Source organism: Lacibacter sediminis (assembly GCF_014168535.1).
Lineage (GTDB): Bacteria > Bacteroidota > Bacteroidia > Chitinophagales > Chitinophagaceae > Lacibacter > Lacibacter sediminis.
In genome coordinates this window covers 3,237,127-3,255,050 of record NZ_CP060007.1, presented here as the reverse complement: position 1 = coordinate 3,255,050, position 17,924 = coordinate 3,237,127, and the positions used below count along the sequence as shown (strand labels likewise).

The window sequence follows — 17,924 nt, the reverse complement described above, 5'->3', positions numbered from 1 at the left end:
TTTCAGAAACATCCTTAGACAGGTTTGTTAAATCAAAATAAAATCAAGCTTGTCGTAAACCTTTTTTGTTTGATCGTGTAATAATCGCCATAAAAACACACATCATTATGAAAAAGTTTCTCATGTTGTCTGCAATTGCGATTGCATTCACTTCAGTTGTATCTGCACAAAAAACAGTAGTTGATATTGCTGTTGGTTCTGAAAAGCATACCACATTAGTTGCCGCAGTTAAAGCCGCTGATCTGGTTGCTACTTTACAAAGCGCTGGTCCGTTCACTGTATTTGCACCTGTAAATGCTGCGTTCGACAAATTACCTGCAGGCACAGTAGCAACATTATTAAAGCCTGAAAACAAAGCAACATTAACAAAGGTATTGACCTACCATGTAGTGGCAGGTAATATTGATGCTGCGGGAGTTGTAAAAGCAATTACAGAAGGAAAGGGCAAAGCTGTTTTAACCACAGTAAGCGGTGGTAAGTTAACCGCATCACTTGTTGATGGTAAAGTAATTTTAACTGATGAGAATGGTGGCACAGCAACTGTTGTAGCTACTGATCTTAAAGCAGGCAATGGTATTGTGCATGTAATTGACGGAGTAGTTCTTCCTAAATAATTACATCGTTCATGTATAAAAACAGGTCGGTTTTAACCGACCTGTTTTTGTTGCAATCATTTTGATTTTCGTTGCAGCTTAATGTAAATGCACCAATGAATTAGTTGGATTGAAAACACCTTCAGGATTGTGATACCAAACCCAGGCATGTAAAAGCCAGAGGTTAAAATCAGTATCATATTTCCATACATCATTAGCTCCTGTAAAACCGGCAGGTGCATTGTTTGGTGAAAGAGGAATAGGTACTGCATATTCAACTGCTACCAGTTGCATACTGCCATTCTCCATTTTGTTATACACCAGTATTTCCGGTTTTCTGAAATCAAACGTTGCATCAAGATTATCCATTTTTAAAAAATGATAACCCATGTTTTGTCGCACTACATCAATGTCAACATATCCGTCCTTTACTGCATTTTTAATATCCCTGTATTTTGCTGTTGCGGCACGTGCCTGCTGCAGTTCCCATAAGGTAGTAGCATTTAATCCACTGTAATTGGTAAGCATGGCGCCGGGAATAAGCATGCTTGTTTTACTCATCGATAATTCCTTTTGTAAGGGGTCAGATTTGATACTGGCTTCTTTACTGCAACTGCCTGCTGAAAATATTGCCAGCAGTAAAATCATAAAGAGGAATGGGTTAGGAAGGGCTTTGTGCTGTTGTTTGTGAAAGATCTGTTTCATGTTATACTCCTTTGTTTTTTGGTTATAGAAAATAGGTGATCGCTTCATGTGAAGGATAGGATGAATATTGGTTTTTCAGGGCATAGCTCCGCCATGCTTTACTTTACGCAAACAAAAAATGAATTCACATTCGTTTGTGTAAACAAAACAAAAGAAGGGTCGATCTTAAATTGTGTCGGAAAAAATAAAGACAGGTGTTTCCAGAAATGTTGTTACCATATTTTTTGATAATACAGCAACATACTGTTGAAGGTGTTTTGCAGTGATCTTATTCTTTCGCTGTTGCAGGACTGATGGTTGTTCCAATCTCTGTGATATTGGTAACAGGGAAGCCACCTTTCTTTCCATGCTCACGTAAAAGTTCTTCGTTTTCGGCCTGATACACACAGTAAATTTTATTACCTGTTACATAACTGTGCAGCCACTTGATTTTTGGGCCCATCTCTGTTAATACACTGCAGGATTTTTGTGAAATAGCTTTCAGATCAACAGGTGTAAATTGACCGGCACCGGGAATATCTCTTTCAATAAGATAGGTTTTCATCACAGGTTCCTTTTTAGAAGTGGTGTTACTTGTTTGTGCCTTCGAAGTAAAACCGGCAAACAATAACATCGTCATAAACAAATAGCGGTGTTTCGTGATTGATTTCATAACAAACAGTTTTATTGGTGATAGATGAATCAAAGATAGTTTCATGCAAACCGCATTTACTATCACAAATCACCCAATAAATGGTAAAATTCTGTCAAACAGTAGTTGATTGTTATTTCAGCATGTCAAGATAGGCCATCGGCAGAATGCCATATTTCTTTTTGAAACATTTGGTAAAATAGGAGGGACTGTTGAATCCTGAATCGAATGTGATGTCTGATATGCTTGGTTGTTTACGCTTCATCAATTCCGTTGCTTTCTCAAGACGGTATTCTTTTAATAAATTGTTCGGCGACATATCGCAAAGCGCCATCGTTTTTCTGTACAGTTGCGATTTGCTCATGGCAACTGAACTGCAGTATTCATCCATATTGAAATCAGGATCCTGAAAATTTTCATCGAGCGTTGAAAATAATAAGTGAAGCAGATTTTGATCCTGAGCCGACAGTGTATAAAGATTGGTTTCTTTATTCAGCAACAGATCTTTTGATACCAGTTCTTTTACTGTTGATGTAATACTTATCTGCATAGGTTTACCGATAAAGCATAAACGTTCGGCCAGTTGAATGGTGTCACCAAACAGATCTTCTTTTTTTGCAACAGGCTGACCGGCATGAATACTCATTTTCAACCCTGCAGGTTTCAGATCGTTATCGTTTAGTGCCTGTTGTATAGCAAAGGCGCACGCAATGGCTTTTGCTGCCGATGTAAATGATACGATAAAATCAGAACCGGCATTTTCTGTTTCAAGACCATTGCCATTGGCAATCTCCCTCCTTATAATTGTATTCAACTGCCTGATCATTGCAGTTGCTTTTTCCAAACCTATTTGCTGTTGCAGCAATACAGGGTCGTTCATTTTTGTTGCAAGGATAATGCGGAATGATGTTTCATTGATCAGCTTTAATCCGGTGTCTGTCAGTTCTGCTTCTTCCGGATCGCTGATGCGGCCGAGAAACGATTCAACAAGGTTAGGTTGCACTTCAATGATCTTATGTGGTGTTAACCCATGGGCTTTGTTATGTAGCTCCGTTACTTTTTCTTTGGAAGGTGCATCAATCAAACAAAATACGTGTCCCCTTAATTCATCCACCCAATAGGTCATGCATTTACAGCTATGATCTTTTTCGAGATACACATCCAGTTTATGTGCTTCAGCTACATCTTTTGCCGTAACGCCGGGAACAATATGAAGGTCCATGTAGATGGGCATAGAAAATGATTTGTCTGGTAAAGTATAAAAAAAATGAGCGAAAAACAAACAGAAGCATCGGTGATGAATGCTTTCCTTTGTTTTGTTTATCTTCATCGCACAAGCAGTTGTTATATGAAAAAAAAGATAAATAAGTTTTTACTCATTGCATCGTTATTGTTGTTTTTTGTTCTTCAGTCGGGGCATGCTGCCGAAGCTCCTGCCCGTGAATATTATCAGCTCACAGTTTATCATTACAGCAGTAATGAACAGGAGCAAGTGTTAGATACTTATCTGCAGCAGGCATTGATACCTGCCCTGCATCGCATCAACATTAAATCAGTGGGAGTATTTAAAGCAATTGCTAATGATACAGCTGTTGTGAAAAAATTATATGTGTTGATTCCGCTCAAATCGTTAACTGCAGTTACTGAGCTGACGAAAAAACTATCGTCCGACAAAGCTTACCTGGCAAGTGGGGCCGCTTATTTGAATGCGGTGTATACTGCAGCTCCGTATACAAGAATGGAAACAATTCTGTTGCAGGCTTTTTCGCTGGCACCTGTTATGCAACTGCCGCAACTGAAATCACCAAAGAAAGAACGTGTGTATGAATTACGCAGCTACGAAAGTGCAACGGAAAAGATCTTTCAGAACAAAGTGCACATGTTTAATGAAGGTGATGAGATCGGTTTATTCAAACGGTTAAACTTCAACGCTATTTTTTACAGCGAAGTAATTGCCGGCAGCAAAATGCCCAACCTGATGTATATGACCAGCTTTGAAAATATGGCCGACAGAGATGCGCATTGGAAGAGTTTTGGCAGCGATCCCGCCTGGAAGAAGCTATCCGCCATGCCGGAGTACAAGAACAATGTATCGCATATTGATATCATGTTTCTTCGCCCCACCGACTATTCAGATTATTAATAAAAAAGTCCGGCAGATCATCTGCCGGACTTTTTTATTCGTTTATCCTTTACCGTTTTTCTTTTCCTTTTTTTCTTTCTTTACTTTTTCCTCTTTTACTTTTTTCTCTTTTTGCTTGTCTTTCACTTTCTCTTCTTCCTCTTTAACCTTGTCTTTCATTTTTTCATTTTCCCGGATGCGGTCATAGTCTTTTGCTTTATCCTGACCAATGAGGTTATGAATTTCCTCGACTCTTCGTTTATTTAACGCCTGGATCTGATCCTGCTTTTGTTGTTGAGTAAGTGCATCGTTTTGCATGATGGCTTTATGCTCATCTCTGTAACGGTTGTTGATACTTTTGATCTGTTGCCCCTGGTTGCGGTCGAGGTTTAAATCCTTTACCTGTTTTTGTTCCTGTTTAATACGTTTCTTTTCTTTCCGTACATCGGTTTCCTGTGCAACAGCAAACGAACCGGTGAAGAGCAATGAAAAAACAAACATGAGTACCTGCTTCATAAATTCTATTTTAATGTGAATAATCTGGTCTGTGTGCTTTTGGGCAATACAGATCATAATATGGCGATACTACTGTATGTCAATAACTGTGCCTGCTATTGAATAACGGGCACTGTTACACCTTATCTCATGTATAAGCCTGAAAATGGTGAAGGTTGTGATCAACATTCAATCTGATCAATGATGCGTATCATTGGAAAACCAGTGACAAGTGTTGTACCTTCTGCCAAAACAGGTAAATATGTGCGGATGCTTTACCAATGCTCTTAAAAGCATAGCTGTTTGTTTGCTTTTTGTACAGGTAAGTTCCTGCACCACGTTTTATTTTGAACAACCCCTGCCGACAGACCGACCAAACAGCAATGAATTTCCGGCGCATTTAACAGGCACCTGGCAATCGTTACCGGATACAGGTGTTTATATGATCAATTTTCCTGATTCAGGAAAAATATCATCAGGAACGAACAGTATGCCGTTCTATTGGAAACCGGAAGCACAGCAACGTTCGCCTTTTTATTCTTCCAACGACAGTCTTTCGTTATTGATTGAGGAAACTTTTTTTGCTGTTATCATAAACGGGATTGAGAAAATTGCCAAAGGTGCATGGCCTAAACTTAACAAAGCAAGAGAGTTTGTTTATCCGGAAGGCGAAGTGTATGAATTTGAGAAATTGATCGTTTACGATAGTCTGCGCCAACCTGTTGATACGGTTGATCAATTCATTTCCCGTAATGCAAAGATGTATGACGTTGATTATGAAGGCACAATGTCGACAGGCAGAGCGTATTGGCAGGAACAGGATACATTTATCATGAGATCGATCGACACCATTTATTTTGATCTTGGAAAAAATGCGGTGCTTCGTCAATTGAATGATCGCTTCTATGCAGTGAGTTTCCGTGGAAGTGTAACAGGTGAACGAAATAACTGGTGGCAACTGTATATCATCGAAAAAAAAGCAGACCATATTTTTTCAACCTGGGAATGCAGTCGTAAAACGAAAGATTTGCCTTCACTTATTTACTTATACCAGGATCATACATTCTACTTCAATGCAACATGGACCACTGTTGAATTAATGAAATTGATGGCAGACGGCTATTTTATAGAAACCGATGAATATTATTTAAAGCAATAGCGTTTGTTTATTCTTTCACCTGTGGCCCGCTGAACTGGCAATTCGTAAACGTTGCTCTGCCAACAAACTTCATAGGATCTGTTTTACCATAATAACGGAAAATGCAATTCGAAAAAGCTACTTTTTCATTGTTGCTGTTGAGTAATGTTTGCCTTCCGATTTTATTGGGATACACAAAGTGAAATGTGCTGTTGCTGATGTTCAATGGTATTTGTGTACTGATGTTGCCAATGCTGCCCAAGCTCTCTGCAAACAGATTACTGATGTTGGTGCTGTACCAACCTGCCTGTGCAATATCAAACAACCGGATGCATCGTCCGGCAACATTACCGCCATCAATGGTATAACTGCCGGCCTGTGCTTTTCCATATTTACCTGCAACGTACAATGTATGAATGCTGCCCCAACTGTAAATACCACGAATCACATTTCCTTTTTCTTGTGCCTGCCCGGTTGCAAAACCAACTTTTCCATTACCGCAGCGGATATTTTCAAACAATAGAATATCTGCATTTACGGTTTTACCATTGGGACTGATAAGATAATTGATGGTAAAGTTACCAATGTTCATGTCGTGTATTTTTATACCTGTTGAGCCACTCGCATTTTTGCTGCCATCATAATCAATCACCAGACCTGAATACTGCGGCGTACATTTTCCATTCATATCATTATATTGATCAAACGGAATATTATAGTAAACAGAATCAACAGCAGATGGTGCTTTAAACTGACCAAGGATAGTCAGGTTATTGATCTCGCTTCCTTTGTTGAGTTGTAATCCTAACGCAAAACCATCGGTTGCGGTGTATTGCAACGTGGTGCCTGTACCACTATCCCAGAAAGAAGACTCACCATAAATATGAATCGTACATCCGGTATATTGTTCTTTGTATAAACTTGCAACAGTTAATGATTTGCTGAACGGATAAACCCCACGTGGAATAAAGAAGTTGCGCAATGTTCCGCTGTTGGCTAACACCGTATTGATCCCTTTTTGTAACACGCCTGCATTGTCTTTTACAGACCCTGCACCAAACCATTTTGCGCTGAATACATTGTTATACGTTCCTTCGGGAGAAACAGTGAGCGTTGTATCAAAGATCCATTGTGTAAGTGCTGCATCAATAATACCGCCTTTGATGGTACCGGTGCCGTTAATTTTTCCTTTGCTGCCGAATTTAAGGATGGTTCCTTTGGGAATGTTCCAGGTGTTGTTAATGGTTGTGTCTTTGTTGAGGTAAATATCCTGTGCTTCTGTTGCTGCTATCAGCAAGAACAAAAACAAAGCGAACAATACAGAGCGTTTCATATACGGTGGTTGTTTCAGTAAGGATGATGTATACACTGTAAAAGTAAATAAGTAAATGTTAAATAGAATGATGGAACTTAAACAAAACAGCCGGATCATTTCTGTCCGGCTGTTTCTTATAGGTAGGTTTCGTTTATTGCTGCACCGCACCAAACAGATCACCTGCATTCCACTTCGGCCGTTCAGTTGTTTGTGCTATTGAATAACTGATTAAGAAATTCAACTGCACATATGTTTTTGCTGCAGTGAAGTTGAATATCCCATCCAATCCATCGGCACTCTGGTGATAGTATTTCGCACGCCATTGTTTTACAAAGGCATCCAGGTCAAAACCGGGGATGTTTGTTTTGTTGCCATACTTGATATGCAGGGCGGGAATTCCATTCATCACGAAACTGTATTGATCACTACGCACAAAACGGTTTTGTTCAGGCTCAGGATCTTTTTCTACATCCAGTTTTAAATACGAAGCAGCAAATTTTACATTGTTCATAATGCTGCTATGTTCTGCACCTAAGGGCACAACAGAAAGCAAAGGAGCAATCACTGTTGGCATATCGGTATTTACATCAGCAACGATCGATGCTTTTGGAACAGTAGGATTTGCAGCGAAATAAGAAGAACCAACCAATCCCATTTCTTCAGCAGTAACCATCACGATCAATACGGAGCGTTTTGGTTTTGCGCCTGATGTTTTATAGATACGTGCAATCTCCAGCAATGAAGCTACACCCGATGCATTGTCGTGTGCGCCGTTATAAATAGAATCACCATTTACTGCCCGACCGATACCCACATGATCAAGATGTGCAGAATGCACCACGTATTCATTCTTCAATACGTTATCGCTGCCGGGAATTAATCCCACCACATTATAACTTTCAAAATCGGTATGCGAAGTATTGTACGAAACGGAAATACTGTAGGGCAATGCAAAGGATGATGCTTTTGATTTTTTAATATCGGCCAACACTTGTTCCATGTTTTTACCGGAATGCATAAATAAACGGCTCAATAAAGATTTACTTCCGTTCAATGCAACTTTCAGGTTGCCGGTAAATGCCCGCCCATATGCAGCCGTCTTCTCAGGATTTACCGCCACGTTTGATTGTATAGCGGCAGCAACATTGCCAGAAGGTCTTACAGCTAAATTAATAATGATGGCGCCGATTGCTCCTTTGGTAAATGCAGTGTTCATTTTATTGCCCGCATTGGAGAAATGGGCAGTGAGTGTTGAAATCAATCCATCAGGTGCACCAGCAACCAATACCACAATTTTTCCTTTCACGTCTATACCTGTATAGTCAGAATATTGTCCCGGAATTTCTACACCATAACCTGCAAATACCAATTGGCCCTGCGCCGCTGCACTTGTAAGCATGGGGTGTGGAATGGCTGTATAGTCTACAGCAAAATCCAGCGAATCAATATTGCCGTTTGCATCTTTCAACACAGCTACTGATGATTTATTATTCAGCAACGAACGGCGTAAGATTAACTTCTGTGTGTAACCACCATTATCGCCACCGGGTGCCACACCCATTTTTTTATATTGATCAACTACATAATCAACGGCCATTTGATAACCTTCGGTACCGGGCAAACGTCCTTTCAATTTATCATCGGCGAGATAGGCAATATGTGAACGGATGGTATTGGTATCGATCCTGTTCATCGCCTGTTGAATACTTTTTGAAATCTTTACCTGCTGTGCAGAACTTTGGAATGCTGCAAAACCGAGCAGCAGAAATACATACTTTTTCATAGCGACAAGATAGTGAAAATTAGATTCGGTCTTTTGAGCCTTCAATAAGTTTGCGTAGCTTCAAAATAAGTTGCAAACCAGATTTTATATACCTCATCCTTTGTTGCAGGAGTTTGTGCAATGCATTATGCTGGTGCATGCAGAAATAGATCCCGAAGTGCCTGCTGTGTTATGTCCTTATCCACCCACACCGCAAAATTCATTGTTCTTCTATATCAACGACAGGATCAAAGTGCAGCAGGAAGGAACTGATACATTTATCCTGCAACCACGCAGTGTTATTGTTGGTCCGCAACTGAACCGTGTAACCATCGATATCAACAGGGATCACAAAGCAGTACGTGTAGGTCTTCATCCCGGCGGTTTGCATCGCCTGCTTGGTTTGTCAATGGCTGAAATGATCGACGGCAGTTATGATGCAGAAGATGTATTTGGCAATGAAATGAATGAGCTCAATGAAAAAATGCAGGAAGCAAATAGTTTTGATGCCATTAAAGATGTGGTGGAACTATTCCTGTTGAAAAAAGCAAAAAGTTTAAAAGATATCTTACCGTTTGATAAAGCAATGCTGGAGTTGTTGCGTGTTGAAGGAAATGTATCCATCGAAAAACTTGCATCGATGGCTTGTTTAAGTCTGCGCCAGTTTGAACGGGTGAGCAAAGAACGTATTGGTCTTCCGCCGAAGTTATTCTCCAGGATCGTTCGTTTTTCAAAAGCTTACCGGCTCAAAGAACAGATGCCCGGCATCAGCTGGACAAAGATCGCCTATGAATGTAATTACTTCGACCAGATGCATCTCATCCGTGACTTTAAACAGTTTGCCGGTGTGGCACCGGGTGTCATCGAAAAAGAACTGGGCGATACACCTGTTCGTTTGCAGGCATCTCTTCGTTTATAATGTCGTTTTCATACTATTTATCGTTTTCATGCGTGGCGAGATTTGTGTAAAATAAATCGCCATGCAAAAAACAATTTTTCTCTTGCTGCTTTTCCTCGTTTCAATACGGTATACTTCCACTGCACAAAATTTCGACAAGCTCACTGCACTCGAAAACAAAAACATACGTGTGTATTACAGTGTCGGTCATGCGAAAAAAACAGCAACCATTGCAGGCAGGTTGGAGAAGGCGTTAAACTTTCATAGTCAACTCATTGGTTTTAAACCAACCGTTACGCTGTTGGTGTTATCAGCTGCAGACTGGAGTAGTTATACAACATTCCCTGTGTATGGTATGCCGCATTATAACGATGAACAAACCTTAATTGTAGCAGCAGAAGACAACGCCATGTGGAAAGGTTTTCTTCCGCCCCTTGATCAATTACCAACTGAGCTGCGGAAACAAATTGAAACAGTGTATCGTAATGCCGATGGCAACATCAGCATGGAAGCATTTTTTGATTTGCTGGCATTGCATGAACTCGGTCATGCGTTTCATATACAAGGTGGGCTAACCATGCAACGGAAATGGATGGGTGAACTGTTCTGCAATATTTTACTACATACCTATATTGCAGAAAATGAACCGGGGCAATTACCGGCGCTCACCGTTTTTCCCCGAATGGTGATCAACAATGGAACCAAGGGATTTAAGTTCACCAGTCTGCAGGACGTACATGAAAATTACAATGAAATAGGTCAGTTTCATGGAAAGAATTATGGATGGTATCAATGCCGCTGGCATAAAGCAGCAGGCGACATGTATGATGCAGGTGGAAAACAATTGGTGCCAAAACTCTGGAATGCATTCAAACAGCAAAAAGAAAAATTAACCGATGAGCAATTGATTTTATTTCTTGAAACATCATCACATAAAAGCATCGCCGATATGATCCGTAATTGGGAAAATGAAACGATAAAATAATGAAGGTGGATGAAATATCATGACATAAAAGAAATATATCAATAAATTATTTTTCGGCTTGCCGTTTAGTTAAAGAGTATTACAGAGGATGATCGTGAGTGCACAACTGTAATTCACCACAGTATTGCAAACGCTTAATCAGGGAACAATCCGATTTCGGGCCGTCATTCGAAATCGGGCTCTTTTTTGTTTCTTTTTGGAGAAGCAAAAAGAAAAAGAAAAACAAAGAATGCGAAGCATTCTGCAATAGAATGGAAAGACGATCGAAGTTTCACTGTTATGCTTTATATTACAAATCCAAATTAATAAGCATGCAGAAATATTTCCTCGTTGCTCTTCTTCTCGCAGCAACAACCATCAACGCACAAACAAAACCCGACACAAGCAAGTCTGATCTCAACAAACAATTCTCCGCTGTCAAATGGCGCAGTATCGGACCTTTCCGTGGTGGACGTTCAAACTGTGGCACAGGTGTACCCGGCGACATCAACACCTATTACATGGGCACCACAGGTGGTGGTTTGTGGAAGACCGATGATCTTGGTCTCAACTGGACGAATATCTCCGATGGTTATTTTAAAACAGGAAGCGTAGGTGCAGTGGCTGTGCCGGAGAGCGATGCCAATGTTGTGTATGTTGGTATGGGTGAACATGCAGTGCGTGGTGTAATGACGCATCATGGTGATGGTGTGTACAAGAGTACTGATGCGGGAAAAACATGGAAACAAATGGGACTTGAAGCCACACAACATATTGCACGCATTGTGGTGCATCCAAAAGATCCCAATACATTATTAGTTGCAGCACAGGGAGCATTGTATAGCAAGAGTAAAGAGCGTGGTATTTATAAATCAACAGATGGTGGTGCAACCTGGAAGAATGTATTGTTTGTAAATGAAAACACAGGTTGTAATGAATTAAGTATGGACATGAATAATCCACGCATCATCTATGCATCGATGTGGGAGCATGGCCGCAAACCCTGGCAGGTGATCAGCGGTGGTGCAGGAAGCGGATTGTATAAATCTGTTGATGGTGGTGATACATGGCAGAAGTTAACCAACGGACTGCCAACGGAAATGGGGAAGATGTCCATTGCCGTTAGTCGTTCCAATCCTGAGAAAGTTTATGCACTCATTGAAAGCGATAGTGAAAAAGAAGCAGGTGGTTTATTTGTAAGCAATAATGCAGGTGCAAGCTGGAGCCGGATTACAGATGATCATCGTCTCATTCAACGTGCATGGTATTATATTGAACTCTTTATCGATCCCAATAATGACCAAACCATTTATGTGTTAAGTGCGCCTGCACTCCGTTCAAGAGATGGCGGCAAAACATGGGAAAATCTCAGCGGCACACACGGCGATTATCATGATCTCTGGATCAATCCAAAGAATTCAAACAACATGATCATCAGTAACGATGGAGGTTGTTCCGTATCAGTCAACTTTGCAAAAACATGGAGTCCGCAAAATCAAATGCCTACGGCACAGTTCTACCGCATCAATGTCGATAACCAGTTTCCGTATCGCATCTATGCAGGTCAGCAGGATAATACGTCTGTTTCTATTCCGCATCGTTCATTTGGTGGAAGTTCTATTACCGCCAGCGATTGGGAAGCATCAGCAGGTGGCGAAAGTGCTTTCCTTGCATTTAATCCTGACGATCCCCGTTATGTATTGGGTGGAAGTTACCAGGGTACCATTGAAGTACTCGATACAAAGGCAAAAGCAAGTACCAACATTATGCCTGCACCGATTCAGTATCTCGGTAAAGATGCAAAAGATATCAAGTACCGTTACAATTGGAATGCACCCATCATCTGGAGCAAACATGAACCGAACACATACTATCATGGTTCACAATTGTTGTTGAAGACCACTGATATGGGTCGCAGTTGGAAAGAAGTATCACCCGATCTTACACGTAACGAAAAAGAAAAACAAGGCAAAGGTGGTGTGCCTTATACCAACGAAGCAGTGGGAGCAGAGAACTATGGTACACTTGCATACGTTCTGGAATCGCCATTGGAAAAAGGCGTGATCTATACCGGTAGTGATGATGGTTATGTGTATGTAACAAAAGATGGTTGTGCCACCTGGACCAATATTACACCAACAGGTTTACAGGAATGTTTGATCAATGCTATTGAAGTATCGCCACACGATAAAGCAACCGTGTACATTGCCACCACACGTTATAAGTTTAATGATCATACACCTGGTTTATACAAATCGACCGACTATGGCAAAACATGGACAAAGATCAACAACGGCATTCCGAACAATGCGTTTACAAGAGTCGTGCGTGAAGATGATGTGCGGAAAGATTTGTTGTATGCAGGTACAGAGTTAGGTGTGTACATTTCTTTTGATGGCGGTAAACAATGGCAACCGTTTCAATTGAATTTACCCGTTACACCAATCACCGATCTGCGTGTACACAAAGGCGATCTCATTGCAGCAACATCAGGTCGCAGTTTTTGGGTATTGGATGATCTGCATGTATTGCGTCAATACAAAAAAGAACAAAGCGGTTTACAATTGGTTCAACCCGAAGATGCGTATATCGCCAATGGTTTCAGTGCGATGAATGCAGCCAATGCAACAGGTGTAGGTCGTGGCGCTGGTGTAAACCCTGCCAACGGTGTGGTGCTGTATTACAACTTACCAGAACTGAAAGCAACGGATACTGTAACAATGACCATCACTGATGCAAAAGGTAAACTCATCCGCAGCTTTAGTACAGTTGTAGAGAATGCAGCGTATTACGATGGTGCACCACCGCCGAATCCTTCACTCAGCAAACAAAAAGGATTGAATCGTTTTGTGTGGGATATGCGTCATGCAACCATGCCCGGCATACCGAATGTTTATATCGAAAGCAGTTATGCAGGACATAAAGCTATTCCCGGTACCTACACTGTTACCATCAAAGCAGGCACACAGCAAACAACCACCACGGCTGTGATTGCTGCCAATCCTCTATACCCCACAACGCCTGCTGAATATGCTGCTTATGATGCGTTGATGAGTACAATGGAAGCTGATGTAACGGTGATGCACAACCTCATTAACAAACTCAACGGAAAGCGTTTGCAGATTGATGACCTCGTGAAGAATTTAATGGATACCAAATACGCAGCCATCAAAAAAGAAGCAGAAGCGTTGAGCAAAGACATGAAAGCATGGGACGAAGACATGGTGCAGCGCAAAAGCAAAGCTTATGATGATGTAGAGAATTTCCCGAATAAGTTTACCGCCAACTATCTCTTCCTGATTAACCAAACCGAAAGTGATATTCCAAGAGTAAACCAGCCAAGCCTTGATTTGAAAAAAGAATACGATGCACAATGGACAACGCTAAAACAAAGAGCCGATGCATTGGAAGTTCGTTTGAATGCGTTGAATAAGAAATTGAGTGAAGCGGGAGTGGGGCCGATTTGGAAGTAGATTTAGTTGATAGTTTATTTTTTATTGTGGGAACCCCGACAACGGTTGTAAACCTTGTCGGGGTTCCTGTTTAGGGATGCTAATTAAAGCACCAGCTAAATCTTTAACCGAAATTCAAAATCAGAAACCTTTCTTTTTAGACAGTATTTTTTCTATTTTACAGATCAGATAAAACAAACACCTCATGCCCCGCCACCCAAATCTTGTTTGTAAAACAGCAATCTTTCTTTTTCTGATTGCGGTCTCCTGCAAGAAAAAACCAGAGAGCACAACAAATCCATCCCCTCAACCCAGTGTACGAATTCCGGACCTGGTTAATAAAGTGAAGGCTTCTGTATCAGGTTTTGTTGAAGCGGACGGTGTAGGCGCACCAGGATACGTTGAAGCAGCGGAAGTAAAATGGGGGAACAAATTAACATATACTGACAAGTTTGGATATTTTGAAATAAATGATGCCGATGTAATAGCTGATGCGGCCCAATTAATTATTGCAAAAGGCAAGCACTCTACGAGTTATAAAACGTTTAAAGTTTCAGATGGTGGCTCTGTATTTACCAGAGTTAAATTGAAAAATTTTGGTTCTTATTTATCAAACGGTGGCAGCGGAGCAACAATCAACATATATGCAACGGGTAGTCCAATAATAACTCTTCCGGGAGATCCGTTTGTTGAAACAGCAACCGGTTTACTATACTCCGGGGAGGTTTTTTATTTTGCTTACGGGCTTTCTCCACAGGACGAGTTTGGAAAACAATTGATTGGAGACAGGAGGGGGATTGATTCATCAGGTAAATTGAAAATGCTTCACTTTGCAAATGGGGTATTATTGGAATTTACTGGCAAAAATGGTCAAAAATTACAATTGGCTCCTGGTAAAACGATAAGTGTTTCCATGATGGCTTTGAAACCATTAAGAAACCCGGGGTCAATTGCAGTTTGGTATTATGATACATCAACCGGTTTTTGGAAACAACAAGGCAGGGCTTCGCAGAATGCATCGGGTTATTCTGCTAATGTTACACAGGCAAGTTCATTGGTCTTTGCTGATCCTTCCGAATATGTAGAAGTTACAGGTAGGCTGGTCAGTGTTGGAAGTAAGCCGGTTGCTTTTCAAGAAGTTCATTTAGCGAAAGAAGCTGCTGATCCTGGTACTCCTATATATAGTTATTCTGATTTAAATGGAAATTTTTTAGCTATTGCTGAAGTAAATACACAACAATTTCTTGAAGTAACGGGTAATGTATGCCGTCAGTCAATTTTAAAAACCACGGTAGCAGTTCAGCAAAATAATATCAAGCTAAGTAATATTCAGCTACCGCCTAATCAAACTTTTTCCGTTAGTGGTACTGTTAAGGCATGTAATGGAGCGAACGTACCCGACGGACACGTATTTGTTTCTTACGGAGGAAATGAAAAAATCAAATACAATACAACAGGCGATGGCAATTTCGAATTTACGCTTACAAACTGCGACCCTGGAATTTTTCATACCTTAATTATTACCCCAATCGAACGTTCTACAAATCAAACCGGTGATGTTAAGTTTATTCAAATGGTTCAAGGGCATAACAATCTTGGCAACCTGGGTGTATGCGGGAAAAGCTATGATGTAATTTTGAGATCTAAATTGAAAGATCAAACTGGGACTGCATTATCAAACGTAATTATTAAAATAAAAGAAGTAGGAGTTAATACTACTTATGATTATCTTGAAACAACAGTTATGGATGGTTCTTTTGCAGCATATGTTAAAACAAATACAGCATACCATTTAGAAATTTACAGCACTGTGAAATGTGTAAGCCCTGTGTACACTTATCCGGTTTCTACAATTATTAATGATACAACACTTGCCGATATTATTGTTCCGGGAGTGGCGTTTGCAACTGTAACCGGTTCGCTAATTGATTGCAATGTGAATCCGGTCTCAAACGGAAGTGTTGTAATGATTAAAAATGAACGAAGAACGGTATTTCCAGTTAACAGTAATGGAACATTTAGTTTTAAAATTCCTGTTTGTGGAGGAGTCGCCGAATCAATTACACTTTTCCCTGTTGATGCAACTAAATTGCTAACTGGCGATTCTGTTAATACGATGATCTCTGTTGGTTCAAATGGGTTGCCTGCAATTCCTGTATGTTTAACCTCATCACCCAACGCAGAGTATCTGAATTATATTATTGATGATACTGTCGTAAGAACTATTTTATTTCCAAGAGATCAATTAAGACAGTATGTAGATGCGCAGGAAGGGTGGATTACGGTTGCCGGGTTACAACAGGGCAGGCCACCACATGAAGGGGTCTATGTGAATTTTATGAAACAAAATATTGCTGTTGGACAAAAACAATGGTCGCCCTACTTCGTGCTCCCTGAATTATATCAATATACAAGCGTCGATAGTTCGCTTGTTGATATTCTTGAATACGGGCCGGTTGGTTCATTTGTAACAGGTGAAATGAAAGGAAGGGTAGTTGATGATAACGGGATATTTCATAATGTAATGTGTAGGTTTAGAGTTAAGCGAACTGAATAAATTTTTTCTGTTGCAAGTCTTTTTTCTCAGCAACGTTCCCTACTGGCGCAAGTGTTCCACCTCTGTGGGTCACTTGATGCCAATTGATTCGGCGATGATTGTATATGCGAATTTGAAAAACAATAGCTGAGCATTTGTAAATAAGCACGGGATTATAAATTCCTGCAACAGTTGAGCGCTTGAAGTTTCCGATGCAATCGGAACAGAAATAAATGGCAACACGGATCCTGCGGAATACTTGCACCAGAAACCTATCAGCTTTTGTACTTAACTTCATCAATATATTGTCAATCAGCAGCGGTTATGGGCAGACGAATACTGATTCTCAAGCTGCATAAAGCACTGCTCATTGGCTGCAGCCTAAAACGACAACTCATGAAACTAATGTTTAAAATACTTATTCTTTCTTTGTTTTTTTTCACTATCACTTTTGGACAGGTGGCAGTTAAGGACATTGACAAAACAATTTTTGTGTATGGCGGAGACTTTAATAAAGTTTTTATTAATTATGTAGTTGGTCTGACAAAAAAGCCTCATCCAAAGATTTTATTTATTCCAACTGGTGCAGCTGACAACGCAAATTATATTAATAATTGGTATAGCAATTGTGCTGAATTACCGTTTATACCATACGTTCTAAGAACTTTCATAAACTCATCGCCAAAACAAAAAACATTTGAAGAACAAATACTGGAATGCGATGCAGTTATTGTAGGAGGGGGAAATACACTCAACATGTTAGCTGTTTGGAGAGCACAAGGCATTGACACTGTACTAAGAAAGGCTTATGAGAGAGGTATAATTTTAGCTGGTGGTAGTGCAGGTTCTTTATGTTGGTTTATCAGTGGGTCTACTGACTCACGACCAAAAGAATTGTCATTTGTTGAAGGACTTAGTTTTTTGAATTATAGTCATTCGCCACATTATCACAGCGAACCCACAAGACAACCGTTATATCACAACGCTATTTTAACAGGAAAACTTAAGCCGGGCTATGCTTGTGATGACAGGTCTGGACTTTTATTTATAAATGGTGTAGTTAAGAAATCAGTTTCTCAAAATGTTGATAATAATAATTATTTCGTTTCGGTTGTTGACGGAAAAATTAGAGAAGAATTATTGCCGGCAGAAATAATTAAAGAGTAAAAGGCTGCAGCCAACAACCGGTTTTAAGCAAGTATGGCTTTATTTTCAGCAACGTCTCCCAATGGAAAAAGATAACTATTGGCTTTAAGCTGTGTGAGGACGTTGCGTACTACAGAGCAAAACTATCTTCCTTCGCTGGCGCAAAC

14 protein-coding genes are annotated in these 17,924 nt (G+C 40.3%); 8 read left to right on the top strand and 6 right to left on the bottom strand.

The features are described 5' to 3' along the window. Positions 1-107 precede the first annotated feature (107 nt). A complete protein-coding gene (locus H4075_RS13855) occupies positions 108-614 on the top strand; it encodes a fasciclin domain-containing protein (protein ID WP_182801428.1) in 507 nt (168 codons plus the stop codon). 78 nt (positions 615-692) lie between these two features. Here the strand turns inward: H4075_RS13855 and H4075_RS13850 are convergent, their stop codons facing one another. From H4075_RS13850 to H4075_RS13840, 3 genes are all read right to left on the bottom strand, one after another. After that, the gene (locus H4075_RS13850) at positions 693-1,298 is read right to left on the bottom strand and encodes a hypothetical protein (RefSeq protein WP_182801427.1); all 606 of its coding nucleotides are present in this window, start codon (positions 1,296-1,298) and stop codon (positions 693-695) included. A 268-nt stretch (positions 1,299-1,566) separates the two neighbouring features. Further along, a complete protein-coding gene (locus H4075_RS13845; RefSeq protein WP_255460196.1) occupies positions 1,567-1,950 on the bottom strand; it encodes a DUF4242 domain-containing protein in 384 nt (127 codons plus the stop codon). 112 nt (positions 1,951-2,062) lie between these two features. Further along, positions 2,063-3,163 carry a nickel-binding protein gene (locus H4075_RS13840; protein ID WP_182801426.1) on the bottom strand — a complete coding sequence of 367 codons (1,101 nt, stop codon included), beginning with the start codon at positions 3,161-3,163 and terminating at the stop codon, positions 2,063-2,065. A 33-nt stretch (positions 3,164-3,196) separates the two neighbouring features. On the opposite strand from H4075_RS13840, the gene H4075_RS13835 reads away from it, so the two are divergent. Next, positions 3,197-4,072 (top strand): NIPSNAP family protein, encoded by an 876-nt coding sequence (locus tag H4075_RS13835; protein WP_255460195.1) that lies wholly within the window; start codon positions 3,197-3,199, stop codon positions 4,070-4,072. Positions 4,073-4,114: 42 nt separating this feature from the next. Here the strand turns inward: H4075_RS13835 and H4075_RS13830 are convergent, their stop codons facing one another. After that, positions 4,115-4,567: a hypothetical protein gene (locus H4075_RS13830; protein ID WP_182801425.1), complete on the bottom strand. Its 453-nt coding sequence runs from the start codon at positions 4,565-4,567 to the stop codon at positions 4,115-4,117. 241 nt (positions 4,568-4,808) lie between these two features. Here H4075_RS13830 and H4075_RS13825 point away from each other — a divergent pair, with 241 nt between their 5' ends. Continuing rightward, positions 4,809-5,705 (top strand): hypothetical protein, encoded by an 897-nt coding sequence (locus H4075_RS13825; protein WP_182801424.1) that lies wholly within the window; start codon positions 4,809-4,811, stop codon positions 5,703-5,705. 7 nt (positions 5,706-5,712) lie between these two features. Here H4075_RS13825 and H4075_RS13820 read toward each other — a convergent pair whose 3' ends face one another. Then, positions 5,713-7,017 (bottom strand): hypothetical protein, encoded by a 1,305-nt coding sequence (locus H4075_RS13820; protein WP_182801423.1) that lies wholly within the window; start codon positions 7,015-7,017, stop codon positions 5,713-5,715. A 133-nt stretch (positions 7,018-7,150) separates the two neighbouring features. Then, the gene (locus H4075_RS13815) at positions 7,151-8,782 is read right to left on the bottom strand and encodes a M28 family peptidase (protein ID WP_182801422.1); all 1,632 of its coding nucleotides are present in this window, start codon (positions 8,780-8,782) and stop codon (positions 7,151-7,153) included. A 70-nt stretch (positions 8,783-8,852) separates the two neighbouring features. Here H4075_RS13815 and H4075_RS13810 point away from each other — a divergent pair, with 70 nt between their 5' ends. The 5 genes from H4075_RS13810 to H4075_RS13790 all read left to right on the top strand — a co-directional run bounded on the left by H4075_RS13810 (position 8,853) and on the right by H4075_RS13790 (position 17,778). Further along, positions 8,853-9,680: a helix-turn-helix domain-containing protein gene (locus H4075_RS13810; protein ID WP_182801421.1), complete on the top strand. Its 828-nt coding sequence runs from the start codon at positions 8,853-8,855 to the stop codon at positions 9,678-9,680. Positions 9,681-9,741: 61 nt separating this feature from the next. Then, positions 9,742-10,644, top strand: a complete 903-nt coding sequence (locus H4075_RS13805) for a hypothetical protein (protein WP_182801420.1) — start codon at positions 9,742-9,744, stop codon at positions 10,642-10,644. A gap of 311 nt (positions 10,645-10,955) precedes the next feature. Next, a complete protein-coding gene (locus H4075_RS13800) occupies positions 10,956-14,096 on the top strand; it encodes a VPS10 domain-containing protein (RefSeq protein ID WP_182801419.1) in 3,141 nt (1,046 codons plus the stop codon). Between the two features lie 322 nt (positions 14,097-14,418). Then, a complete protein-coding gene (locus tag H4075_RS13795) occupies positions 14,419-16,632 on the top strand; it encodes a hypothetical protein (protein WP_182801418.1) in 2,214 nt (737 codons plus the stop codon). 375 nt (positions 16,633-17,007) lie between these two features. Then, entirely contained in the window at positions 17,008-17,778 is a 771-nt protein-coding gene (locus H4075_RS13790; protein WP_182801417.1) for a Type 1 glutamine amidotransferase-like domain-containing protein, read from the top strand. Positions 17,779-17,924: the final 146 nt, after the last annotated feature.

Bases quoted from the DNA above. Each gene is read 5' to 3' on its own strand.
- H4075_RS13855 (WP_182801428.1), top strand. From the start codon at position 108: ATGAAAAAGTTTCTCATGTTGTCTGCAATTGCGATTGCATTCACTTCA.
- H4075_RS13850 (WP_182801427.1), bottom strand. From the start codon at position 1,298: ATGAAACAGATCTTTCACAAACAACAGCACAAAGCCCTTCCTAACCCA.
- H4075_RS13845 (WP_255460196.1), bottom strand. From the start codon at position 1,950: ATGAAATCAATCACGAAACACCGCTATTTGTTTATGACGATGTTATTG.
- H4075_RS13840 (WP_182801426.1), bottom strand. From the start codon at position 3,163: ATGCCCATCTACATGGACCTTCATATTGTTCCCGGCGTTACGGCAAAA.
- H4075_RS13835 (WP_255460195.1), top strand. From the start codon at position 3,197: ATGAGCGAAAAACAAACAGAAGCATCGGTGATGAATGCTTTCCTTTGT.
- H4075_RS13830 (WP_182801425.1), bottom strand. From the start codon at position 4,567: ATGAAGCAGGTACTCATGTTTGTTTTTTCATTGCTCTTCACCGGTTCG.
- H4075_RS13825 (WP_182801424.1), top strand. From the start codon at position 4,809: ATGTGCGGATGCTTTACCAATGCTCTTAAAAGCATAGCTGTTTGTTTG.
- H4075_RS13820 (WP_182801423.1), bottom strand. From the start codon at position 7,017: ATGAAACGCTCTGTATTGTTCGCTTTGTTTTTGTTCTTGCTGATAGCA.
- H4075_RS13815 (WP_182801422.1), bottom strand. From the start codon at position 8,782: ATGAAAAAGTATGTATTTCTGCTGCTCGGTTTTGCAGCATTCCAAAGT.
- H4075_RS13805 (WP_182801420.1), top strand. From the start codon at position 9,742: ATGCAAAAAACAATTTTTCTCTTGCTGCTTTTCCTCGTTTCAATACGG.
- H4075_RS13800 (WP_182801419.1), top strand. From the start codon at position 10,956: ATGCAGAAATATTTCCTCGTTGCTCTTCTTCTCGCAGCAACAACCATC.
- H4075_RS13790 (WP_182801417.1), top strand. From the start codon at position 17,008: ATGAAACTAATGTTTAAAATACTTATTCTTTCTTTGTTTTTTTTCACT.